Origin of the sequence: Shinella zoogloeoides (assembly GCF_033705735.1) — a bacterium.
In the GTDB taxonomy this organism is placed as follows: domain Bacteria; phylum Pseudomonadota; class Alphaproteobacteria; order Rhizobiales; family Rhizobiaceae; genus Shinella; species Shinella zoogloeoides_A.
This window is the reverse complement of the sequence record NZ_CP131130.1, coordinates 2,699,788-2,722,905: the sequence shown is the minus strand read 5'-3', so window position 1 is coordinate 2,722,905 and position 23,118 is coordinate 2,699,788. Positions and strand designations below refer to the sequence as shown.

22 protein-coding genes are annotated in these 23,118 nt (G+C 67.5%); 7 read left to right on the top strand and 15 right to left on the bottom strand.

Annotated features, from left to right (window positions below; genetic code table 11):
* Window positions 1–104 precede the first annotated feature (104 nt).
* The 7 genes from ShzoTeo12_RS13500 to ShzoTeo12_RS13470 all read left to right on the top strand — a co-directional run bounded on the left by ShzoTeo12_RS13500 (window position 105) and on the right by ShzoTeo12_RS13470 (window position 8,942).
* Window positions 105–2,480 (top strand): aldehyde dehydrogenase family protein, encoded by a 2,376-nt coding sequence (locus tag ShzoTeo12_RS13500; protein WP_318910067.1) that lies wholly within the window; start codon window positions 105–107, stop codon window positions 2,478–2,480.
* A 205-nt stretch (window positions 2,481–2,685) separates the two neighbouring features.
* Window positions 2,686–3,456, top strand: a complete 771-nt coding sequence (locus ShzoTeo12_RS13495; RefSeq protein WP_318910066.1) for an SDR family NAD(P)-dependent oxidoreductase — start codon at window positions 2,686–2,688, stop codon at window positions 3,454–3,456.
* A gap of 64 nt (window positions 3,457–3,520) precedes the next feature.
* Entirely contained in the window at window positions 3,521–4,486 is a 966-nt protein-coding gene (locus tag ShzoTeo12_RS13490; RefSeq protein WP_318910065.1) for a substrate-binding domain-containing protein, read from the top strand.
* Window positions 4,487–4,538: 52 nt separating this feature from the next.
* Window positions 4,539–6,056 carry a sugar ABC transporter ATP-binding protein gene (locus ShzoTeo12_RS13485; RefSeq protein WP_318910064.1) on the top strand — a complete coding sequence of 506 codons (1,518 nt, stop codon included), beginning with the start codon at window positions 4,539–4,541 and terminating at the stop codon, window positions 6,054–6,056.
* Window positions 6,053–7,045 (top strand): ABC transporter permease, encoded by a 993-nt coding sequence (locus ShzoTeo12_RS13480; RefSeq protein WP_318910063.1) that lies wholly within the window; start codon window positions 6,053–6,055, stop codon window positions 7,043–7,045. Before ShzoTeo12_RS13485 ends, ShzoTeo12_RS13480 begins: the two co-directional genes overlap by 4 nt.
* A 17-nt stretch (window positions 7,046–7,062) precedes the next feature.
* On the top strand, window positions 7,063–7,842 hold the full coding sequence (locus tag ShzoTeo12_RS13475; RefSeq protein WP_318910062.1) for an SDR family NAD(P)-dependent oxidoreductase: 780 nt from the start codon (window positions 7,063–7,065) through the stop codon (window positions 7,840–7,842).
* Window positions 7,843–7,859: 17 nt separating this feature from the next.
* Window positions 7,860–8,942 (top strand): glycerol dehydrogenase, encoded by a 1,083-nt coding sequence (locus ShzoTeo12_RS13470; RefSeq protein WP_318910061.1) that lies wholly within the window; start codon window positions 7,860–7,862, stop codon window positions 8,940–8,942.
* 72 nt (window positions 8,943–9,014) lie between these two features.
* On the opposite strand, the gene ShzoTeo12_RS13465 is transcribed toward ShzoTeo12_RS13470, so the two are convergent.
* The 15 genes from ShzoTeo12_RS13465 to ShzoTeo12_RS13395 form a co-directional block, all read right to left on the bottom strand.
* The gene (locus ShzoTeo12_RS13465; RefSeq protein ID WP_318910060.1) at window positions 9,015–9,773 is read right to left on the bottom strand and encodes an SDR family NAD(P)-dependent oxidoreductase; all 759 of its coding nucleotides are present in this window, start codon (window positions 9,771–9,773) and stop codon (window positions 9,015–9,017) included.
* Window positions 9,774–9,796: 23 nt separating this feature from the next.
* The gene (locus tag ShzoTeo12_RS13460) at window positions 9,797–11,326 is read right to left on the bottom strand and encodes an FGGY-family carbohydrate kinase (protein WP_318910059.1); all 1,530 of its coding nucleotides are present in this window, start codon (window positions 11,324–11,326) and stop codon (window positions 9,797–9,799) included.
* A complete protein-coding gene (locus ShzoTeo12_RS13455; RefSeq protein WP_318910058.1) occupies window positions 11,323–12,870 on the bottom strand; it encodes an FGGY-family carbohydrate kinase in 1,548 nt (515 codons plus the stop codon). The genes ShzoTeo12_RS13460 and ShzoTeo12_RS13455 overlap by 4 nt, the downstream gene beginning before the upstream one ends.
* A 4-nt stretch (window positions 12,871–12,874) precedes the next feature.
* Complete coding sequence (deoC, locus tag ShzoTeo12_RS13450; protein ID WP_318910057.1) at window positions 12,875–13,618, bottom strand: deoxyribose-phosphate aldolase; 744 nt, start codon at window positions 13,616–13,618, stop codon at window positions 12,875–12,877.
* Window positions 13,619–13,620: 2 nt separating this feature from the next.
* Complete coding sequence (locus ShzoTeo12_RS13445; protein WP_119256431.1) at window positions 13,621–14,511, bottom strand: SIS domain-containing protein; 891 nt, start codon at window positions 14,509–14,511, stop codon at window positions 13,621–13,623.
* A 14-nt stretch (window positions 14,512–14,525) separates the two neighbouring features.
* On the bottom strand, window positions 14,526–15,386 hold the full coding sequence (locus tag ShzoTeo12_RS13440; RefSeq protein ID WP_318910056.1) for an MBL fold metallo-hydrolase: 861 nt from the start codon (window positions 15,384–15,386) through the stop codon (window positions 14,526–14,528).
* Window positions 15,383–16,318 (bottom strand): phosphoglycerate dehydrogenase, encoded by a 936-nt coding sequence (locus ShzoTeo12_RS13435; protein ID WP_318910055.1) that lies wholly within the window; start codon window positions 16,316–16,318, stop codon window positions 15,383–15,385. The genes ShzoTeo12_RS13440 and ShzoTeo12_RS13435 overlap by 4 nt, the downstream gene beginning before the upstream one ends.
* 4 nt (window positions 16,319–16,322) lie before the next feature.
* Window positions 16,323–17,276 carry a shikimate dehydrogenase gene (locus ShzoTeo12_RS13430; protein WP_318910054.1) on the bottom strand — a complete coding sequence of 318 codons (954 nt, stop codon included), beginning with the start codon at window positions 17,274–17,276 and terminating at the stop codon, window positions 16,323–16,325.
* Window positions 17,273–17,926 carry a bifunctional 4-hydroxy-2-oxoglutarate aldolase/2-dehydro-3-deoxy-phosphogluconate aldolase gene (eda, locus tag ShzoTeo12_RS13425; RefSeq protein ID WP_318910053.1) on the bottom strand — a complete coding sequence of 218 codons (654 nt, stop codon included), beginning with the start codon at window positions 17,924–17,926 and terminating at the stop codon, window positions 17,273–17,275. The genes ShzoTeo12_RS13430 and eda overlap by 4 nt, the downstream gene beginning before the upstream one ends.
* Entirely contained in the window at window positions 17,923–18,564 is a 642-nt protein-coding gene (locus ShzoTeo12_RS13420; protein WP_318912455.1) for a glucose-6-phosphate isomerase, read from the bottom strand. The genes eda and ShzoTeo12_RS13420 overlap by 4 nt, the downstream gene beginning before the upstream one ends.
* 83 nt (window positions 18,565–18,647) lie before the next feature.
* Complete coding sequence (locus ShzoTeo12_RS13415; RefSeq protein WP_318910052.1) at window positions 18,648–19,412, bottom strand: GolD/DthD family dehydrogenase; 765 nt, start codon at window positions 19,410–19,412, stop codon at window positions 18,648–18,650.
* Window position 19,413: 1 nt separating this feature from the next.
* Window positions 19,414–20,142: an SDR family oxidoreductase gene (locus tag ShzoTeo12_RS13410; RefSeq protein ID WP_318910051.1), complete on the bottom strand. Its 729-nt coding sequence runs from the start codon at window positions 20,140–20,142 to the stop codon at window positions 19,414–19,416.
* Between the two features lie 13 nt (window positions 20,143–20,155).
* Window positions 20,156–21,250, bottom strand: coding sequence for a glycerol dehydrogenase (locus tag ShzoTeo12_RS13405; RefSeq protein ID WP_318910050.1), 1,095 nt, complete (start codon window positions 21,248–21,250; stop codon window positions 20,156–20,158).
* A gap of 31 nt (window positions 21,251–21,281) precedes the next feature.
* A complete protein-coding gene (locus ShzoTeo12_RS13400; protein ID WP_318910049.1) occupies window positions 21,282–22,052 on the bottom strand; it encodes an SDR family NAD(P)-dependent oxidoreductase in 771 nt (256 codons plus the stop codon).
* A 237-nt stretch (window positions 22,053–22,289) separates the two neighbouring features.
* On the bottom strand, window positions 22,290–23,000 hold the full coding sequence (locus ShzoTeo12_RS13395) for a GntR family transcriptional regulator (RefSeq protein WP_318910048.1): 711 nt from the start codon (window positions 22,998–23,000) through the stop codon (window positions 22,290–22,292).
* Window positions 23,001–23,118 lie beyond the last annotated feature (118 nt).

Genomic DNA, 23,118 nt, shown 5'->3' with positions numbered 1-23,118 from the left:
TCCAGGAAAAGTGGATACCGGTTTTCCGTTCGGAAGCGCGCAAAACAAAGGAACAGAGCGTTTTCGCGGTTCGGAGAACGCGCAAAGGCTCTGGGGAGAACACGATGTCCATTGCAGAGATTCTTGAGACGATGAGCTACGGCCCGGCCCCCGAAAGCGACAAGGAAGCCCGCGCCTGGATCAAGGGCCTGGGCGGGGAGACGAAACTCTTCATCGGCGGCGCCTGGAAGAAGGCGAAGACCGGCGAGAGCTTCGAGACCATCGCGCCCGGTTCCGGCGAGGTGCTGACGCGCATCGCGCAGGCGGGTGCGGCCGATGTCGACGCCGCCGTCAAGGCCGCCGCCAAGGCGCAGCCCGCATGGGCGGCGCTTGCCGGCCACCAGCGCGCCCGCTACCTCTATGCGCTCGCCCGCCTCATCCAGCGCCACAGCCGCCTCTTCTCGGTGGTGGAGACGCTCGACAACGGCAAGCCGATCCGCGAGACGCGCGACATCGACATCCCGCTCGTCGCCCGCCACTTCTACCATCATGCCGGCTGGGCGCAGCTCATGGACGGTGAGCTTGCCGACCGCGAGGCGCTTGGCGTCTGCGGCCAGATCATCCCGTGGAACTTCCCGCTGCTGATGCTCGCCTGGAAGATCGCGCCGGCCATCGCGCTCGGCAACACGGTCGTGCTGAAGCCGGCCGAATATACCTCGCTCACCGCGCTGCTCTTCGCCGAGATGTGCCAGAAGGCCGGCCTGCCGGAAGGCGTCGTCAACATCGTCACCGGCGATGGGGCGACGGGCGAGGAGATCGTCAAGCATCCGGGCATCGCCAAGATCGCCTTCACCGGCTCGACGGAAGTCGGCCGCCGCATTCGCGAGGCGACCGCCGGCACCGGCAAGAGCCTGACGCTGGAACTCGGCGGCAAGTCGCCCTTCATCGTCTTCGACGACGCCGATCTCGACGCGGCCGTGGAAGGCGTGGTCGACGCCATCTGGTTCAACCAGGGGGAGGTCTGCTGCGCCGGTTCCCGCCTCCTCGTGCAGGAAAGCGTCCATGACCGCTTCATCGCCAGGCTGAAGGCCCGCATGGAAACGCTGCGCGTCGGCGATCCGCTCGACAAGGTCGTCGATATCGGCGCCATCGTCCATCCGGTGCAGCTCGAGCGCATCCGCTCGCTCGTCGAAACGGGCGTGAAGGAAGGCGCGAGCCTGCATCAGCCGAAGGCCGGCGTGCCAGCCAAGGGCTGCTTCTACCCGCCGACGCTGCTGACGGGCGTGCATCCGGCCGCCACCGTCTCGCGCGTCGAAATCTTCGGCCCGGTCGTGGTCGCCACCACGTTCCGCACGCCCGCCGAGGCGGTGGAGCTTGCCAACAACACCGAATACGGCCTTGCCGCCTCCGTCTGGAGCGAGACCCTGTCGCTCGCCCTCGATATAGCGCCCAAGCTGAAATGCGGCGTCGTCTGGGTCAACGGCACCAACATGTTCGATGCCGGCGTCGGCTTCGGCGGCTACAAGGAATCCGGCTTCGGCCGTGAGGGTGGCCGCGAAGGGCTTTCGGCCTACAGCCGGCCGAAATGGTTGGCGAAAGCCAAGCCCATCGCCGAGAAGCCGTCCGCCCAGCCGACCGGCGACGTGCTCTCCACCGCTTTCGTCGACCGCACGGCGAAATTCTATGTCGGCGGCAAGCAGGCGCGGCCCGACGGCGGCTATTCGCGCCCGGTCGTCTCGCCCTCCGGCGCGCTCGTCGGGGAAGTCGGCGAGGGCAACCGCAAGGACATCCGCAACGCCGTGGAAGCGGCGCGCAAGGCGGCATCCTGGGGCACCGCGAGCGAGCACAACCGCGCGCAGATCCTCTACTACATCGCGGAAAACCTCGACGCCCGCGCCGGCGAATTCGCCGAACGCCTCGCGGCCATGACCGGCCGCCGCCGGCAGGACACGGTGCGCGAAGTTTCCGCCAGCGTCTCGCGCCTCTTCGCCTATGGCGCCTGGGCCGACAAATACGAGGGCGCGGTGCACAAGCCGCCGATGCGCGGCGTGGCGCTCGCCATGAACGAGCCGGTCGGCACGCTGGGCATCGTCTGCCCGGAGGAGCCGGGCCTGCTCGGTTTCGTCTCCACCTTCGCGCCGGCCATCGCGCTCGGCAACCGGGTCGTCGTCATCCCCTCGGCCAGCCAGGCGCTCGCCGCGACCGACTTTTACCAGGTGCTGGAGACCTCGGACGTGCCGGGCGGCGTCGTCAACATCGTGACGGGCGACCGCCATGCGCTGGCGCTGGAACTCGCCAAGCACGAGGAGGTGGACGGGATCTGGTACTTCGGCAACGCCGCAACGACCGGCGCCATCGAGAAGGCCTCGGCCGGCAATCTCAAGCAGGTCTGGGCCGAGACGGCGCAGCGCGACTGGTTCGATGCCCGGCAGGGCGAGGGAAGGGAGTTCCTCGGCCGCGCCACGCAGGTCAAGAATATCTGGGTGCCCTACGGGGAGTAGGGCACGGCAAAAAGCACAGTGCATGTTGGCCCCTCACCCTAACCCTCTCCCCGCAAGCGGGGAGAGGGGACTTGCCGCACGAACGGGCATTGGTTGGGGAAACCGGCGCGGCATATCCCCTTCGCCCCGTTTACGGGGAGAAGGTGGCCGGCAGGCCGGATGAGGGGCGCCTGCGCAACAGCATCAATAGGGACGGAGGAAACAGGTGTATCTCGAACGCTTCAGGCTCGACGGGGAACGTGCGGTCATTACCGGCGGAGGGCGCGGCATTGGGCTTGCGACCGCCGATGCGCTTGGCGAGGCCGGCGCCCGGCTTGCCCTCATCGAGCGCGATCCGGCGCTGCTGGAAGAGGCCCGCGCGGCATTGCAGGCCAAGGGCTACGACGTCTCGGTGCATGAGGGCGACGTCACCGATGCCGCGCGCATGCAGGCCATCGCCGACGAGTTGGCGGCGACGGGCGGTGCGTCCATCCTCGTCAACAATGCCGGCATCGCGCTCAGCGACATCCCCGCCGAGGACATGGAGGACGAGCGCTGGCTGAAGGTCATCGACGTCAATCTCAACGGCACCTACTGGTGCGCCCGCGCCTTCGGCCGCCACATGCTGAAGGCCGGCCGGGGCTCCATCGTCAATGTCGGCTCCATGTCCGGCTTCATCGTCAACCGGCCGCAGCCGCAGGCGCATTACAACGCCTCGAAGGCCGCCGTGCACCACCTGACCAAGTCGCTCGCCGCCGAATGGGCGACGCGCGGCGTCAGGGTCAATGCGGTGGCTCCCACCTATATCGAAACGCCGCTCAACGCGCTCGTCGAGAACAACCGGCCCATGCTCGACCGCTGGATCGATTCCACGCCGATGGCGCGCATGGGCAAGGACCACGAGGTCGCAAGCGTGATCCTCTTCCTGTCCTCTCAGGCTGCGAGCCTGATGACCGGATCGATCGTGCTTGTGGATGGAGGATACACGCTCTGGTGAGGCCATCCGTGCCGGATGCCACGCCGCCCGTGTCAGCATGCAACAATCACTAGGAGGAGTTAACATGACCAGCATCAAGACGCTTCTGGCAGGGTCGGTGGCCCTGTTCTGCCTGACCTCTGCCGCCATGGCCGAGGATTGCAAGGTGGGCCTCACCATGCCCTCGCTCAATGCGCCCTATTTCGCCGCGCAGGTCGCTGCCGTCGAGAAGGCCGCGAAGGATGCGGGCTGCGAAATCACGACAGCGGACAGCCAGAGCGATTTCTCCAAGCAGATCAACGACGTCGAGGATATGGTGGCCAAGGGCATCAACATCCTCATCATCAACCCGCGCGACCAGGAGGCACTGGTGCCGGCCGTCAACGCGGCGACCGCTGCCGGCGTCAAGGTCGTGGCGATGGACTCGACGCTCAACGCAAAGGCCAATTTCATCTCGCTGGTCCGCTCTTCCAGCGATGAGAACGGCCGCCTCGTCGGCGACTGGATCGCCAAGAAGATGAAGGGCACGCCGATCAAGATGCTCCTCATCTCCGGCAACCAGGGCAATCCGGGCGGGCTCGAGCGCCGCATGGGCGTCGTCAAGGGCATCGTCGAGGCGCAGCTGGTCAACGAGGGCGCGGTCAATCTCCAGATCCTCGGCCAGGGCTGGGGCGACTGGGCGACGGACGGCGGCCTGAAGGCGGCGGAAGACCTGTTGCAGGCCCATCCGGACGCCAACCTCGTCGTCGGCGAGAACGATTCCATGGTGCTCGGCGCGGTGCAGGCGGCCAAGGCCGCGGGCCTCGACAACATCCTCTTCGCCGCCGCCGCCGACGGGCAGCGCGAGGCGCTGGCGATGATCAAGGACGGCAGCTACGGCGCGACGGGCCTCAACGACCCGGACCTCGTCGGCCGCACCGCCTTCGACGTCGCCTACAAGGCGTTCAAGGGCGAGCTGCCGGCGGACTTCCCGAAGGAATATTTCACGCCCGCCGACGTAATCTCCAAGGACAACGTGGACAAGTACTACAATCCCGAGTCCGTTTTCTGAGCGACAGAAGAGCGGGATGCACCGGGCCTCCGGTGCATCCTTTGAGGATCCCATGACCGAACTTGTTCGCCTATCCGGCATCCGGAAGAATTTCGCGGGGGTGCAGGCCCTCAAGGGCGTCGACTTCGACCTCAAGGCCGGCGAGGTACATGCGCTGGTCGGCGAGAACGGCGCCGGCAAATCCACGCTGATGCGGGTGCTCGCCGGCGAGATCGCACCGACATCGGGCACCGTCAGCCTCAATGGCGAGGCCGTGCAGCTTTCCGGCCCGCGCGATGCGACCGGCCGCGGCATCTCGGTGATCCACCAGGAACTGGCGCTCGCGCCGGACCTGACGGTCGCCGAGAACATCTTCCTCGGCCGCCTGCCGGGCTTCGTGAATCATGCCGCGCTGCGCAAGGCCGCGCGCGAGATTCTCGACCGGCTCGGCTTTTCCATCGATCCCGCCGTGCAGGCCGGGCGGCTGACGGTCGCCCACCAGCAGGTCGTCGAGATCGCCAAGGCGCTTTCCAACAAGGCGCGCATCATCGTCTTCGACGAGCCGACCGCCGTTCTCGCCAACAGCGACGCCGAACGGCTGCTCGCCATCATCCGCGAATTGCGCGCCAACGGCACGGGCGTCGTCTATATTTCGCATCGCCTGAACGAGGTCTTCGACCTTTCCGACCGCATCACCGTCATGAAGGACGGTTCTCACGTCGAGACTCTGGCGACGTCCGCGACCGACGTGGACGCCGTGATCGCCCGCATGGTCGGCCGGCAGATGGCCGCGCTCTTCCCGCCGAAGGACGGCCGCGCGCCGGGCGAGGTGGTGGTCGACGCGCGCAACCTCACCCGCGGCCGCAAGGTGCGCGATGTCAGCTTCACCGTGCGCGCCGGCGAGGTCGTCGGCCTCGGCGGCCTGGTCGGCTCGGGCCGCACGGAGGTCGCGCGCCTCGTCTTCGGCGCGGACCGCATGGATTCCGGCACCGTGGAACTGAAGGGCAAGCCGCTGCATCTTTCCTCGCCGCGCCAGGCGGTGCATGCCCATATCGGCCTCGTTCCCGAGGACCGCAAGGAGCAGGGCGTCATCCTCGACGCGCCGATCCGCATCAACACCACGCTCGCCAAGATCCGCAGCGTCACCCGCTTCGGCTTCCTCGATGTCAGCAAGGAGCGCAAGGTCGCGACAGCCCTCGGCAAGGACATGCGCCTCAAGGCTTCCAGCGTCGATGCGCCGGTCTCCAGCCTTTCGGGCGGCAACCAGCAGAAGGTGGCGCTCGCCAAGTGGTTTCACGCGGATTGCGACCTTCTCATCCTTGATGAGCCGACGCGCGGCGTCGATGTCGGGGCCAAGAGTGAAATCTACAATTTGATCAACGATCTGGCCAAGGCCGGGAAGGCGGTTCTCGTCATTTCGTCCGAGCATCAGGAGCTGTTCGGCATCTGCGACCGCATTCTCGTCATGGCGGAAGGCGCCATCGTCGGGGAACTTACCGAGGCGGCGTTCACCGAGCAGCAATTGCTGACGCTGGCGATGACCCAGACGGCCAGAGCCAGATCAGAGACAAGGGATGAGGCAAGCCAATGAATACGCAATCCGCAAGCGCCGCCGCGCCGTCGTCGTTCACCCCGCGTCTGCTGGAGGCCGTGCGCCAATACGGCACCCTCGGTATTTTCATCGTCCTGGTCGTCGTCGCCTCGCTCTGGTCCGATGCGTTCCTGACGGAGCGCAACCTGATGAACGTGGTGCGCCAGGTCGCTTCCGGCGCGGGCATCATGGCCGTCGGCATGCTCTTCGTCGTGCTGACGCGCGGCATCGACCTGTCGGTCGGCTCCATCGCGGCCGTCGGCTCCGTGCTCTGCGCCCATCTCATCGCGGCGCAGGGCTACGGCGTGCCGATGGCGATCCTGCTCGTCATTCTCACGGGGGCGGCCTGCGGCGTCGTCACCGGCTTCTTCGTCGCCTATATGCGCCTGCCGTCCTTCGTCATCTCGCTCGCCATGATGGCGATCGCCCGCGGCCTCTCGCTGATCATCAGCGCCGGCCGGCCGATCACCATGGGTCCGCCCGGCGCCTCGCTGGTCGATTTCGGCAGCGGCTTCCTCTTCGGCATTCCACAGCCCGCCATCCTCATGCTGATCATCTACGCCATCGGCGGCGTGGTGCTGACCTATACGAGCTTCGGCCGTCTCGTCACCGCCATCGGCTCCAACGAGGAGGCCGTGCGGCTCTCGGGCGTTCCTGTCGAGCGCTACGTGCTGTCGGTCTATGTCATCAGCGGGGCGCTCGCCGCCGTCGCGGGTATCGTCGCGGCCGGGCGCACCGGCATCGGCACGCCGCAGGTCGGCGTGGGCGCGGAGCTCGACGTCATCGCGGCCGTGGTCATCGGCGGGGCAAGCCTGATGGGCGGGCGCGGCGGCATGTTCAACACGCTGCTCGGCGCGCTGATCCTCGGCATCATCACTAATATCATGAACCTTGCCGGCGTGCCGGGCTACCACCAGAACGTCTATCTCGGGCTGATCATCATCCTGGCGATGCTCATCCAGTTCGTCACCGCCCGCTCGCGCCGCTGAACCTCAAGGAAACCGACATGAACGACAAGACGGAAAAGTCCGGGATCGCAGCGACCTACCTGCCGGACCTCTTTGCCGGCAAGCGCGTGCTGGTCTCGGGTGGCACCAGCGGCATCGGCCTTGCCATCGCCCGGGGCTTCGCCGCGCTCGGCGCGGATGTGGTGGCGACGGGCAGCAATGCGGCAAAGGTCGAGGCGGGGCAGGCCGAAGCTGGGGAACGGCTTCGCTTCGCCGTGCTCGATGTGCGCGACACCGCCGCCGTCAGCGCCTTCGCCAAGGGCTTCGACCGGCTCGACGTGCTCGTCAACGCGCAGGGCATCGGCCGGGGCGAGGCGGAGCATCAGGAGGCGGTGTTCCTCGACGTCATCGAGGTGAACCTCAACAGCGTGATGCGCCTCAGCACGGCCTTCCGCCCGTTGCTGGCGAAAACGCGCGGCGCCATCGTCAATATCGCCTCGATGCTGAGCTATCTGGTGGAGCCGGAAGTGCCCGCCTACACCGCCAGCAAGACCGGCATCCTCGGCCTCACCCGCGCGCTCGCCCATGCCTACGGGCCGGACGGCGTGCGCGTCAACGCCATCTCGCCCGGCTACCACAAGACCGACATGACGAAGGGCCTGTGGACCCAGCCGAAGAGCCACGACCTCATCGCCGACCATTCGGCGCTGAAGCGCTGGGGCTCGGTCGATGACCTCGTCGGCACCGCCGTCTTCCTCGCAAGCCCCGCCGCCTCCTTCGTCACCGGCGCCGACCTGCCGGTCGACGGCGGTTATGTCTGCGGCAACACCATTCGCTGATACTGGAGAAGAAAACCATGTCCCGTTCCTTCGGCAGCCCCGGCCGCTATATCCAGCAGCGCGGCGAGATCGCCCGCCTCGGCGAGCATCTGGCCTCACTCGGCAAAAAGCCGCTCTTCCTCATCGACGCCTTCCTGCATGACCGCTATGCGGCCAGCCTCGGCGAGAGCGTGAAGGCCGAAAGCCGCTTCGAGAAATTCGGCGGCGAATGCTCCGACCGCGAGATCGACCGGGTGACGGCTGCGGCAGCGGAATTCGGCGCGGATGTCGTCGTCGGTATCGGCGGCGGCAAGACGCTGGACACCGCCAAGATGGCGGCGCACCGCACCAATGCGCGCATGCTGGCCGTGCCCACCATCGCCTCCACCGATGCGCCGACCAGCGCCGTCGTGGTCGTCTACAGCGATGCCGGCGTGTTGCAGGAGGCGCACAACCTGCCGCGCAATCCCGATCTCGTCCTCGTCGATCCCGAGGTCATCGTCGCCGCGCCGGTGCGCTTCCTCGTTGCCGGCATGGGCGATGCGCTCTCCACCTGGTACGAGGCGCGCGCCAATATCGAGGCGGGCACGATGAACTACATTTCCGGCGGCTTCCCCGCGACCCGCGCCGCCGTCGCCATCGCCCGCGAATGCCATGCGGTCATCATGGAGCAGGCGCTGAAGGCCAAGCTTGCGGCCGAGGCTGGCGTCGTCACGCAGGCGCTCGAGGATATCATCGAGGCCAACACGCTGCTCTCCGGCCTCGGCTTCGAGAATTGCGGCGTCTCCGCCGCCCACGGCATCCATGACGCGCTGACCGTGCTGCCGGAAATCCACGGCCTGCTGCATGGCGAGAAGGTCGCCTTCGGCGTGCTCTGCCTGCTCGTGCTGGAAAACCGCCCGCAGGCCGAGATCGACGAGACGCTGCGCTTCTGCCGCGTCCTCGGCCTGCCGACGACGCTGGCGGACCTCAACATCAAGGACGATGTCGCCGCCAAGGTGCGCAAGGTCGCGGAAGCCGCCGTCAGGGGCAACATCACCCACGCCACCCGCGCCCCGGTGACCGTGGAGGACATCGAGGCCGCGATCCTCGCCGCCGATGCCCTCGGGCGCGGGGCCTGATCCTTTCCGTCCCTGCAAGACAAAACCCCCGGCCGAAAGACCGGGGGTTTCTTTTTGGGCAGGCTGGAGGACTCAGAAGCTGCCGTTCACGAAGCCGCCGTCGACCGGCAGGTCCGCGCCGGTGATGAAGACGGCGGCGGGGGAAGCGAGGAAGAGGGCGGTGCCGACGAGGTCGTCCACCGTGCCCCAGCGCTTCAGCGCCGAGCGCTGGGCGATCTTTTCCGCCGGGACCGGATCGGTCCACAGGCCCTTGGTCATGTCCGTCTTGTGGTAGCCGGGGGAGATGGCGTTGACGCGGATGCCGTCCGGGCCGAAGGCATGGGCGAGGTGGCGGGTGAGGCCGAGCACGCCCGTCTTGCTGGCGCCATAGGCCGGCACGACCGGGTCGGTGACATAGCTCAGCATCGAGGCCGTGTTGATGATGACGCCGCGCGATGCCTTCAGCAGCGGCAGGACAGCCATGGAAAAGCGCATCTGGCTGTTCAGGTTTACGTCCATCACCTCCATGTAGGTGGCATCCTCGAACTCGGCCTCCGGCCGGGCGATGCCCGCGCCGTTGATGAGCACGTCGAGCTTCTTCAGCGTCCCGGCGAAGGCCTTGATGGCCTCGGGGTCGCGCACGTCGACGCGCTCGAAGCGGATGCCCTTGTTCTCCGGGTCCGCGGCGGCGGCCTTCAGCTTGGCCTCAGAGCTGCCGAGCGCGACGACGGAGCCGCCGAGCCGGGCGAAGCCCTGCGCGATGGCAAGGCCGATGCCGGACGAGCCGCCGGTGACAAGGATGTCCTTGCCGGCGAACAGGTCGGACCGGAACGTGTCGATAATCTCTTTCATGAAATCCTCCTCGTTTTTGACGGTTAGCGCGCGGCCGATTGCCGGTCGCGGATCAGGCTGGCAAGCGCGTCCATGTCGTCGTAGAGCGCCTTGCTGTGATGGTAGAGCCGGTCGAAGACCGGCTGGACATGGCTGTAGATCTCGGCCCATGCCGGGTCGGGCGCGATCTCCTCGTCGTAGCGGACATAGGCTTCCGCCGCGTCCTCGGTGCGCGAGAAGCGGCCGGTGGCGGTCGCGGCCATGGCGGCGCAGCCGACGAGGCCGCATTCCGGCTCCTGCGGCACGAGGACGGGCGTGTCGAAGACGCTCGCCTTGATCTTCAGCCACAGTTTGGTCCGCGCCCCGCCGCCGGCGGCGATCATCCGTTCCAGGCGCTTGCCGGAGCTCGCCTCCATGATGCGGATATGCCGGGCCATGGCGAAGGCGATGCCTTCGAGGATGGCGCGGTGCAGGTGCTCCACGCCATGGCCGGCGCCGAGGCCGAAGAACTGCGCCCGCGAATTGCGGTGCTGGCCGAGGCGCTCGCCGGTGAGGAACGGCAGGAAGAGGAGGGCATCGGAGCCGGGCGGGGCCTTTTCCGCGCGCTCGACGATATCGCCGTAGCTCAGCTTGCCCTCGTGGAAGGCGCGGCGCGCCCAGCGCATGCCGTCGCCGCCCGTTTCCAGCAGCACGAAGGGCGCCCAGTTGCCCTCGATCGTCGCGACATTGGAGATTTCCGGGTCGAGCAGCGGTTTTTCAGCGATCATGGTGACGATCGCGCCGGTGCCGGTGCTGTCCGAGCCAAGGCCCGGCCGGCAGGCGCCGGAGCCGAGCAGCGCCATCGGATAATCCGCCCCGCCGACCATGACGGGCGTGCCGGCGCGAAGCCCGGTGGCGCGGGCCGCATCCTCCGTGACATGGCCGATGATGTCGAGCGGATTGCGGATCGGCGGCAGCAGGCGCGCGTCGAGGCCCATGCGCTCGATCATGGCGGGCGACCAGGCAAGCGTCGCCGGGTTCATCAGGAAGCTGCAGGAGGCGTCGCCGGTGTCCATGGCGATCTCGCCGGTCAGCCGGAAGTTGATGTAGTCCTTCGGCATGATGGCGACGGCGCTGCGGCGGTAGGCCTCCGGATCCGCGTCGCGCACCCATTGCAGCTTGAAGCCCGGCCAGGCGGGCGTCGGCGTGTTGCCGCTCTCGGCGAGGTAGCTTTCCGGCACGTTGTCCGCCTCGAACCTGCGCACGAGGTTCAGCGTGCGCTTGTCGTTCCAGAGGGGGGCGGTATCGCGGGTGAGGTTCCCGGCATCGTCCAGCAGCACGAGGCCGTGCATCTGGCCGCAGATGGCAATCATGGAGATGCGCTCGCGCGCGCCTTCCGCCTTGTCGAGCACGGTGCGCACGGCGGCGCAGGCGCCGTCCCACCAGTCGAGCGGGCGCTGTTCCGCCCAGCCGAACTGCGGCACGATCTGGTCGTGCTCGCGGGCGGCGATCTCGACGATCCGGCCCCTGGTGTCGATCAGCGCGGCGCGGACGCTGCCGGTGCCGACATCGATGGCGAGGAAGAGTTCGGTCATGGCGCGGCCTCCCGCAGGGCGGCGAGCGCGCCCGACAATTCCTGCTGCTGCACGGCCGCCTGGCGATAGGCGGCGAGCGCCGCGCCATAGACCTTGCGGGTCTCCGGCGACGGCTCGCTGCGGCTCTCGGTGGCGTGGAGGTCGCGGATGGGGGCGAAATCCCGCCACAGGCCCATGCCGACGAAGGCGAGCGCGGCCGCGCCGAGCGCGGCGGCCTGCTGGTCGATCCGCGTCTTGACGACGGCGCAGTCGAAGACGTCGGCGAAGATCTGCCGCCACAGCGCGTTGCGCGCCCCGCCGCCGACGATGATCATTTCCGGGCCGAGCGTCGTCATGCGGCGCAATTCGTCGAGCGCGACCCGCAGGCCCAGCGCCACCCCCTCCAGCGCCGCGCGAAAAATGTCGGCGCGGCCGTGCTGGAGGTCGAGGCCAAGGAAGCCGCCGCGCACCGCCGGCCCGCCCTCGAAGCTGGTGCCGCCGCCGAGGGTCGGCACGAAGAGGAGGCCGCGCGCGCCGGCGGGCGATTGCCCGGCGAGGTGGAAGAGGTCGTCATGCACGTTGCGGCCGGCGGCTTCCGCCTCGCGTCTCACGTCCGGCAGAAGCGTATCGGCGACCCAGTTGACGCTGGTGCCGGAGGAGAAGATCGAGGTCGCGGAGATGAACATGCCGGGCGCGACATGGGCGAAGACGAAGGGGCGCACCCGGTCGTCGAGCAGGGGCTCGGCGGAGGAGACGGTGATCCAGCTCGACGAACCCATGGAGGCATAGGCGTCGCCGTCGAGGAAGGTGCGCCCGCCGAGCGCCATGCAACTGTTGTCGACGCCGCCGGCGACGACCTTCACGCCCTGCGACAACCCGAGCGCCTCGGCGATCTCCGGCAGCACCTCGCCGATGATATCCGTCGAGGCGACGATGGGGGCGAAGAGGCTTGGGTCGAGGCCCGCCGCCGCGATGAGGTCGGGCGTATAGCGGCCGGCCTTGAGATCGTAGATGCCGGTGCCGGAGGCGTAGGACGGGTCGGTGGCGATGCGGCCGGTGAGCCTGAGGTTGATATAGTCCTTCGTGCCGATGATGGTCTTCGTGCGCGCGAAGACGTCGGGCACGTTGCGGCGCAGCCACATCGCCTTGAAGACGGTGTAGAGCGGGGCGGGGAAACCGTTGCCGGTCGTCCTGTACCAGAGGGCCGGATCGACGCGGGTGAAGAAGTCCTCCGCCTCCGCGACGGCGCGCCCGTCGGACCAGATCGGCACGAATTCCTGCAAGAGGTTGCCGTCCGTATCGAGCGGCAGGCACCCGAGGCTGTGGCCGGAAATGGCAATGGCACGGATCGCGCCGGCATCGACGGCCGGATGCGCCGTCAGCGTCTTCAGGCTGGCGCAGACCGCGTCCCACCAGTCCGCGGGGCGCTGCTCGTGGAAGGAGGAGGACGGGTAGAAGGTCTTGTAGGAGACAACTTCCTCCGCAAGGCAGACGCCGTCCGGGCGGAAGATCGCCGCCTTGACGCCCCCGGTGCCGAGGTCGAAAGCCGCAACGGTATCGGTCATGATGTCAGTCCGCCTTGCCGGTGATTTCGAGACGGCCGCCGGGCAGGGCGGCGCACTGGCGCACGAGGTCGACGGCGACCTTCGTGTTGATGCCGAAGCGGGTGACGCCGAGCCGCACCATGTCGGCGATGGCGTCCAGAGAGCGGATGCCGCCCGACGCCTTCACCTCCACCGCACCCTCCACCGTCTCGACGATGATCTGCAGCTTCTCGAGCGTGGTGGCGCTCGGCGTCCAGCCGGTGCCGGTCTTCACGAACGCCGCGCCGCTTTCGGCGACGAGGGCGGAGGCGGTGCGGATTTCCGCGTCCGTCAGATGGGCCAATTCGAGGATGACCTTGAGGGGGACGGGGGCGATGGCCTCTACGACGGCGCGGATCTCCCGGCGCACATAATCGAGGTCGCCGGATTTCAGGCGGCCGACATTCATCATCATGTCGAGCTCCTGCGCGCCGTTCTCCGCAAGCTCCGCGGCTTCCGCCACCTTGGTGCGCGTCGTGTGCCCGCCGGAGGGAAAGCCGACCGGGCCGCCCACCAGCGTCACGCCGCCCATCGGCACGAGGCTGCGCAGCAGCGGCACGAAGTTCGGCAGGGCATGGGCGGCGATGAAGCCTTCCGCGACCGCAATTTCCGCCAGCTCCCGCACGTCCGCTTCCGTATGGAAGGTCTGGACGGCGCTGATGTCGATCAGGGCGGCGAGATCGCGGGGGGCGAGAAAGGCCGGCGGGGAGCGGTGGCGGGTGTCGTTCATCTCTAGGTCTCGTTGCTCATTCGTAGGTAGCGGAGGTTGCGCTTCATGCGCGTGAAGATTTCCACATGCTCGTCACCCCGGCGCAGCGCCACGCTGGTCGACAGGATGTCGACGACGGTGAGCGCGGCGATGCGGGAGATGGTGGGCGTGTAGATATTGGTGTTCTCCAGCGTCTCGACCATCAGCACGATGTCGCAGAACTCGACGAGCGGCCCGTCCGAGCCGACGATGCCGATGACCTGACAGCCGCTCTCGCGGGCCCGCCGCGCGGTCTCGATGATCGCCAGCGTCGCACCCGTGTTGGAGATGACGACGACGACGTCGCCGGGCTTCAGGCTGGAGACGACCATGATCTGCTGGTGGGCGTCGGTCTCGGCCCCGCAGGGCACGCCGAAGAGCGGGAACTTCTGCTGCGCGTCGCGCGCCACGATGCCCGATGCGCCGAAGCCGAAGAATTCGATGCGGTTCGCCTTGGCCAGCGCATCCACCGCCCGGCCGACCGCCACCGGATCGAGATGGTTGCGCACCCAGTCGAGGCTGGTGATCGTGTAGTCGAAGATCTTTTCCGAGACCCCGGCCGGGCTGTCGTTTCCGTCGATGACCGAGTGGGTGGCCGACATGCCGAGCGCGAGGCTTTGGGCGAGGCGCAGCTTGAAATCCTGGTAGCCTTGGCAGCCGATGGAGGCGCAGAAGCGGATCACCGTCGGCTGGCTCACCTCGGCCCATTCCGCCGCCTCGGCGATGGTCGCGTTGACCACACGCTTGGGATCGGCGAGCACGAGTTCGGCCACCTTGCGGTCCGATTTGCGCAGGTCCCCGCGCTTCAGGCGGATGACTTCAAGGATGTTGTTGTTGCCGCCGATCGGTTTGGACTGGGCTGCGCTGGTCGACATGGAAACCCCCCGGGTTACTTGGACAGTCGGTATTCGACCGACAGCTTTGCCCGATGGAGCCTTGCCCTGCAATCAGCGGCCGCCGATTTGGCGTCGATGACGTCGGGGTCTTCCGTGTTGAAGGCGAAGAGGCCGTAATGGTGCGCGATCAGGTCGGCCGCGCCGATCCGTTCGGCCAGAAGGCACGCTTCGTCCAGTGTCAGGTTGCCGGCGATGCCGGCCTCCGTCAGTTCGGCGCGGCGGCCGTTGACGGGCAGGAGCGCGAGGTCCACCCCATGGGGCGCGACCTCTTCCGCCAGTCCCTCGAAGGGGATCGTGTCGCCGGAATGGTAGAATGACACGCCGTCCACCGCCACCACATAGCCGAGGAAGCGGTGCCAGCCTTCCGGCGAGCGCTCCAGTGCCTCGTGGGCGGCGCGGATGGCGGTGATCGAAATGCCGGGAAGGGGCGTCACCGTCTCGCCCGCATTGACCGCGACCAGCCGGTCCGGCGTAACGCCGATACGCTCCTCTGCCGCCGCCAGCGCCGCGCGGGGCACGACGAAGCGGCAGTCCGGGTTGGCGGCGGCGAGCGGCATCAGCGTCTGCGGGTCCATGTGGTCCGTGTGCTGGTGCGTCACCAGAACGAGATCGACGGGGCCGAGTTCGGCGGGCGTCGCCGGGGCGGGCATCATGCGTTCGTGCTCGTAGCGCTTGCCGCGGTACTTTTCCGCCAGGCTGTCGGAGAGATAGGGGTCGATGACGAGACGCCGCCCGCCGGCCTCGATGACGAAGCCGGCCTGCCCGAGCCAGTAGAGCCGCACGCCGTCGCCCGCCGGTGCGGCGAGCCTTACGGCGAGCGATCCCGAAAACGGCACGGGCGAGAAGAACGTCATGGGCGCATCTCCTCCGTCAGGGCAGAGAGCAGGTTTTCCACCGCGATGGACGTCGCCTTGCTGACGCTCTCGTCGGTCAGGCCGCCGATATGGCTGGTGGCGATGACGCGCGGGTGGCTGGCCAGCGAGCCCGGTGCCGGCGGCTCGTCGACGAAGACGTCGGTGGCGTAGGTCTGAAGGCGACCCTCATCGAGCGCGGCGCGCACGGCATCCTCGTCCACCAGCGTGGCGCGGGCGGTGTTGATGAGGATGGCGTGCGGCGCCATCTTCGCGAGCCGGGCCGCATCGACGATGGGCTTGCCGTCGGCGGGGGCCGGGCAGTGGAGCGTCACGATATCCGCTTCCGCGAAAAGTTCGTCGAGGCTCGCCCATTTGAACGGGCCATAGACCTCGACATTCGGGCGGAAGGGATCGTGCGCCACGACATTCGCCCGCATGGCGGAGACGGCGCGGGCGACCCGCTTGCCGATCGCCCCGCAGCCGACGACGCCGACGGTGCGCTCGGCGATCTCCTTGCCGCGCGAGCGCGGCCAGCCGCCGGCGCGGATGCCGGCCGTTTCGGTCGGGATATGGCGTAGCGAGGCGAGGATCAGGCCCATCGCCAGTTCCGCGACGCCGACGGCATTGGCGCCCTCGGCCTTGAGCACGCGAATGCCCTTGCCCCTGAGCAGCGGCAGCGGCAGGTTGTCGATGCCGGTGCCGTTGCGGCTGATGGCGCGCAGGCTTTCGGCGGCGTCGATCACCTTGTCGGAGACGGGCTCGACGCCGGCCAGCCAGCCGACGCAGCCCGGCACGAGGTCGAGCAGTTCGGCCTCGTCCGGCATGCGGCCGGGCGTCGGGAAGACGAGGTCGAAGCCGGCCTGCCGCAGCGGTTCGAGTTCCGGCGGCGGATCGAGTGAGAGCGAACGGGGTGTGACGAGGATACGGCTCACGGCATCACCCCTTCGCCGCTTCGATGGCGATGCGCGAGATCTCGTCGAAGGACGGTCCCGAGGTCGGGATGTCGATATCGAACACTTCGGCGATCACCTGCGTCCAGCCGTGCAGGAAGTAGGTCCAGCCGTCTTCCACCTGCAGCCCGCGTGCCGCTTCCTGCCGCCGCGCCTGGTCGAGGAAGACGAGGTCGCCGCGATAATTGAGGTCCCAGGCGATGGCTTGTTCGGGGAAAATGCCGGCATCGGTGATCGGCGAGCCGGGCGCGTCCTTGCCGAGGCCGGTCGCGTTGATCACCAGCGAGCCGGGCTTCAGCGCGGCCATGGCCGCGTCGTTCAGTTCCGGCCGATCGGCGAGGACGTAGTCGATTTTTACGCGCGGGGCCATGGCCGCGTGGATATGTTTCAACTCGTCGAGGCGCGGCTGCGAGCGGTTGGTGACGACGATGCGCGAGGGTACGTCGGCCCCGCGCTTTTCCTGCATGAGGTGCCAGGTGATGGCGATGGTCGAGCCGCCCGCGCCCATGGAGAGGACCTCCGCGCCGGTCCTGGCGAAATGCCCTTCCGGCACGAAGCCGTCGATGGCGAGGCCCGAGGAGATCGGGTCCTTGGCATGGCAGATCAGCTTGCCGTCGCGCTTGGAAAGGCAGCTCGTCTCGTGCATCAGCAGCGCGTGCGGGTCGATCACGTCGAACATGTCGCGCGCGGCGTTGAAGAGGTCGATCTTGTGGGTCGTCACCAGCGCGCCGAGCGAGAGCGGGTCGTTCTTGATGAAGGCGACGGCCTCGCGGTAGGCGCCAGGCTCGGCATGCAGCGGAAAATCGATGCCCTTCAGTACCGCGTCCTTCAGGCCGAGATGGCGCGCCCAGGCGGGGAAGACCCGCATGATCGAGCTCTTCGCCGTGGTGACGCCGATGAAGTAGAAGGTCGGCTGGGTGGCGGGCTGGTAGCGGCTCATTTGCCCGCCTCGCGGATTTCCCTTGCCTTGGCGACCGCCGCGCGGGCCTTCGCCGCGATGTCGGACCAGCGGCCTTCGCTGATGTCGGCCTTGGTGGCGATCCAGGTGCCGCCGACGGCGGCGACCACGCCGAGCTTCAGCCATTCGTGCATGTTGTCGAGGCTGACGCCGCCGGTCGGCACGAAGCGGGTGCCGAGATGGGCGAAGGGCGCGCTGATCGCCTCCAGCATGGCCGGGCCGCCCGCCGCCTTGGCGGGGAAGAATTTTGCGAGCGTCAGCCCGTTGCGGGCGACGGCCGTCAGGTCGGAGGGGGTCATGATGCCGGGCGCGAAGGGGAAGCCCTTTGCCTTGGCGGCGGCGACGATCTCGCCGTCGAAGCCGGGGGCGAGGCCGAAGCGCGCGCCGGCGGCGATCGCCGCGTCCAGCGCTTGCGGCGTCAGGATCGTGCCGGCGCCGACCAGCAGTTCCGGCCGCTTGTCGGCCATGATGGCGATGACCTCGGCGGCGGCCTCGGTGCGGAAGGTGATCTCGGCAAGCGGCAGGCCGCCTTCGAGAAGCGCATCGGCCAGCGCCACGGCATCGGAGGCGCGCTCGATGGCGATGACGGGAACGACGCCGAGGGTTGCTGCCTGTTCGAACGGGGCGGTCATGCGGTTTCTTCCTTCTTTTCTCCGTAGAGGGCGGCGATGGTCGCTGGGTCGCGCATCCGCCAGTTCGGATTGTCGATCTGTTTCCAGCCGCCCTTGCCGTCGTCGACGATGCGCGCGCGCATGCCGCCGGCCTTTGCGATGCAGTCGTAGTCCTGGCCGGAATCGGCCGGGTAGCAGAAGAGCATCACCAGCTCGTCGTCGCCGACATTGACCGAGCGGTGGATCCAGTAGGGTGGCACGTAGCAGACCGTCTGCGCGTCGATCTCGACGATGCGGACCTCGCCGTCGGGCGATTCCATCAGCATCAGGCCGCGGCCCTTCTGGCCGTAGTAGATTTCCGGCCGGTCGGATTGCCTGTGGATATGGCCGCGGGTGACGAAATATTCCGTGCCTACCTTACCCGGCAGCATGCGCGTGACGCCGAAGATCAGGTCGCCGGACCGCTCGTTGGGGCGGAATTCCGAGACCTCGTAGACGACCGTGTCGTCCCATTCGCCCTGCATGGCGGCAAAGGCGGCCTCGTCCGCATAGAGGCCGGCAAGATCGCGGAAGCGTTTCTGGTAGGCGCCCGTTGCGTTGCTGATGGCGCCCGTTTCAAGGTCGACCGCGCAACCGACGGGCTCGAATAGCTGTATCAAAGGAAATTCCTCGTCTTTCTCTTCGTTCATTGCAATTTCCGAACGCAAAACCGCTGCACACTTTTGCTGGAATTGCCCGGGCATCAGGCGATGGTGTAACCGCCGTCGATCATCAGGTTGGCGCCGTTGACCATCGCGGCCGCGCCGCTGGCGAGGTAGAGCACCGAGGCGGCGATCTCCCACGGCTTGGCGAAGCGGCGCGTCGGGATGGCGGCGCGGGCGCGCTCGCCCTTCTCGCCGGCCCAGCCGGTAAGGCCCAGCTCGGTCTCCACCACGGTCGGCGAAAGCGCGTTGACGGTGACGCCGCGCGGGCCCCATTCCAGCGCCATGCAATTGGTCATGCCGACGATGCCCGCCTTGCTGGCGCAATAGGCGACATGGCCCTCGATGCCGATAATGGCGGCCTGCGAGGCCATGTTGACGATGCGGCCGGCCTTGCGCTCCAGCATGCCGGGCGCGACGGCCCGCGCCATCAGGAACGCGCCCTTGAGGTTGATGGCGAGCGTGCGGTCCCATTCGGCCGTCGGGTAGCTCTCGGCCGGGGCGAGAGGCCCGATGCCGGCATTGTTGACGAGGATGTCGATCCGCCCGAAGGCCTCGGTCACGGCGGCGACGGCGCGCTCGACGCCCGCCTCGTCGGTGACATCGACCACATGGCCGATATGGTCCGCGCCGAGCGCGGCGGCGACGCCGGCGACGGCCGGATCCCGGTCGAGCAGCGCCACGCGCGCCTTCTTCGCCACGAAGGCTTCGGCGACGGCGCGGCCGATGCCGGTGGCCGCGCCCGTGACGACCACGGTCTTGCCGGAAAAGTCGAGCAGGTCGTCGAAGGAGGGGATATCCGTCATGTCAGAATTCCTGGCCTGTATGGGTGATCGTCATTTCCTGGAGGTTGACGTTCTGCGGCAGCTGGTAGGCGAAGAGCATGGTGCGCGCGATGTCGTTGGCGTCGAGCCCGCCGTCCAGCGCCTTGCGCCCGCCGTCCCAGAATTCGTAGGCGTTCTGGTGGGTGATCGTCTTGTCGATCTCCGACTTGGCGACACCCGGCGAGATGACCATGACGCGCACCCGGTAGGCCGACATGGTTTGCCGCATGCCCTCGCTGACGGCATGCACGAAATGCTTGGTGCCGCCATAGACGTCATGGTGCGGATAGACCTTGCGGCCGGCGATGGAGGAGACGTTGATGATGGTGCCGTGCCGGCGCTCCTTCATGCCGGGCGCGACGGCGTGCATGCCGTTGAGGACGCCGAGGCAGTTGATGTCGACGAGGTCACGCCACTGCGCCGGGTCCTGCTCGTCGAGCCGTGCGAGGCGCGAAATTCCGGCATTGTTGATGAGGCAGTCGACGGGGCCGAACCTCTCCTCGCCCTGCCGGATGGCGTCGGCGAGCGCATTGTAGTCGCGCACGTCGGCGGCGACGGCCAGCGTGTCCGGCAAGTCCATCGCCTCGATGAGGTCGGGGCGGCGGGCGATCAGCAGCAGCGGGTAGCCCGCGGCGGAAAAGACGCGGGCGGTTTCCTGCCCGATGCCAGCGCTGGCGCCGGTGATCATGACGAGCGGCTTCTTCTCGGTCATCGTCCGTCTCCGCTCAATCGATGCTGCGCGAGAAGGCGTCGAGCGCCAGGATCGCGTCGCGCACGGCCGTCACGGTGATCGGGACCGGCGTCGCATAGATGATGTTGCCGGGCCGGCAGGCGGCTTCCGCTACGCGGCCGATCCTGGCCGGCACGTCCTCGACGATGCCGAGGTCGGCAAGCGTCGTCGGCAGGCCGACGCTGCGGCAGAAACGGATCATCTCCTCGATCTCCTCGCTCTCGCGGTTTTCCAGCATGAGGAGGCAGAGCACGCCGAAGGCGACCTTCTCGCCGTGGAAGAGGCCATGCACCTCCTCCAGCACCGTCAGGCCGTCATGGATGCCGTGGGCGGCCGAGCAGCCGCAGTTCTCGAAGCCGAGGCCGGACAGCAGCGTGTTCGCCTCGATGATGTTCTCCACCGCCTGGGTGAGAAGGCCCGCCTCGACGGCCACCTTGGCCTTGACGGCATCGCGCATCAGGACGTCCTGGCAGTGCATGGCGATCGCCATGCCGGCCTCGGTGGCGGGGAAGCCGCCGGCGACATAGTTGTCGGTGCGCGATTCGATGTTGGAGCGCGCCTCGAACCAGGTCGAGAGCGCATCGCCGATGCCGGCGACGAGGAAGCGCGCGGGGGCGGCCGCCACCAGCGCGGAATCGACGATCACGGCGTCGGGGTTGCGCGGCAGACGGAGCGATTCCTCATAGACGCCGTGCTCCGTGTAGCGCACGGCGATGGCGCTGCAGGGCGCGTCGGTCGAGGCGATCGTGGGGGCGATAACGATGCGCGCACCTGTGTCGATGGCGACGATCTTGGCGGTATCGGCCGTCTTGCCGCCACCGACGCCGACGAGGATGTCGGCGCGGTGCTCGACGGCGATCTTGCGCACGCGCTCGATCTCCGCCGTGCAGCACTCGCCGCCGAACCGCTCGAAGCGGATGTCGAGGGTCTCACCGCAGCTTTTTGCGATGCGTTCGCTCAGCGCATCGAACAGCGCGCGGTCGATCAGCACGAGGGCACGCTTGCCGAGCGGCGCGAGGTAAGCCGCCAGCCTGTCGATCTCGCCCGCGCGCTGGATGTATTTGTTCGGTCCGCCGAATGCCCTTGCCATGCGATGCTCCCGTATCTGTCGAATAGTCAGGTCAGTGAATGGTGTAGCCGCCGTCGATGGTCAGCACCGAGCCGGTGACGTAGCTGGCGGCGTCCGAGGCGAGGAAGAGCACGGCGGCGGCGACCTCGCTCGCCTTGCCGGCGCGGGCCATCGGCGTCATGCCGAGCCAGATCTTCGACCATTCGGGATCGTCCAGCCCGCCCTGCGTCATCGCTGTCTCGATATAGCCGGGGGCGACGGCATTGATGCGGATGTTGCTCGCCGCGAACTCGCCGGCGAGCGACTTGGTGAGCATGTGCACGCCCGCCTTGCTGGCATTGTAGGCCACCTGGTTCTGCGGCAGGTTGCTGATGAAGCCGGAGATCGAGCCGATATTGACGATCGAGCCGCTTCCTTTGGCGACCATCATCCCGATGGCCGCGCGGCAGCACCAGAAGAGGCCGGTCAGGTTGGTGTCGATCACCTCGTTCCAGGTTTCCGGCGTCAGCTTCAGGCTGTCGCAATGGCGCGCGATGCCGGCATTGTTGACGAGGATGTCGAGCCCGCCGAGCGCCTCGGCCGCCTGCCGCACGGCCTCCTGTGCCGCGCTTTCGCTGGAAACGTCGGCGGGCAGGTAGATCGCCTCAATGCCCTTTTGCTTAAGATAGTCGACGGCTTTCGCACCCTCTTCGCGGGAGCGTGCGGAGATCGCCACGCGCGCGCCAGCTTCTCCAAGCGCCTCGGCACAGGCAAGCCCGATGCCACGGCTGCCGCCGGTCACAAGAGCGGCGCGGCCATCCAGTCTGAAAAGCTCAGCGTACATGGTTCCTCCCGGCAGCGCCTTCCCCAGCGCTTCTAAAAATGTAGTTTAGTTACCTTGACAATCGAGTGTCAATCGGAAAATCTACGTCTCAGGGATGGAATTTGGCGCATATCCAGCGGAGTTGAGGCTGATATATGCGAAATAGCCAGATAAAATGTAGTTTAACTACGGGAGGAATGCCGCATGGGCGCTTTGCGTCACTGCCGGTTTCGGCCGGACTGCGCGATGGACGGAGGGTCAGCGACGGATCGTGCGGCGCCGTCCCTTGAGCGCCGTGGCCGGCACTTCCTCTCCCCGCGCCTTGATGGCCGCAAGGTAATGTTCCCGCGTGGCGGCGATATGCCGGCCCATCAGCTCGATCGCGGCGTCGTCCTCACCGCCGGCCACCAGCTCGGCAAGGCGCACATGCTCCTCGAACGAGGTGACGTTGAGCGAGGGGGCAAGGGAGAGCCGGTTGCGCAGTGCCTGGACGCGGAAGGCGATCATCTCGTAGGCCTCGAGCAGGTAGGCATTGTCGGCAAGCTCGAAGAGCGCCCGATGGAAGCCGCCGTCGAGGGTGCGGTAAAGCTCCGTATCGTCGGCATCGAGGGCCTTGCGCATCTTCCTGATGATATCCGCCCATTGCCGGGCGAGGGCCTTGCGGCCGGCGGCGAGCGCCATGCGGATGGCGGCCAGCTCCAGCACCTCGCGCAGCTCGGAAAGCTTGCGGACCTGGCTCGCGTCCATGTCGAAGACGAAGGAACCGCGCTGCGGATGGACCTCGATCAGCCCCTGGCGCTTGAGCACCATGAGGGCTTCGCGCACGGGCGTCTTGGAGACGCCGAGCTCATTGGCGAGCGCGATCTCGGACAACGGCTCGCCGAGCTGGAACTGCCCACGGACGATGCGGTTGCGGATTTCCTGCGCGGCCTGGTCGGTCAGCGAGGGGCCGCGGTCGAGTGTGCTCATGAAATCTCTCTCCCATGCGGTTTCGGCGCAGGCAAGCCGAAGCCTTCTGTTCTTTACACTGAGATATTAGATATGATACGCCAATTCTCGTTGCCTGCAATCTCCTAAGGTTGGCCCG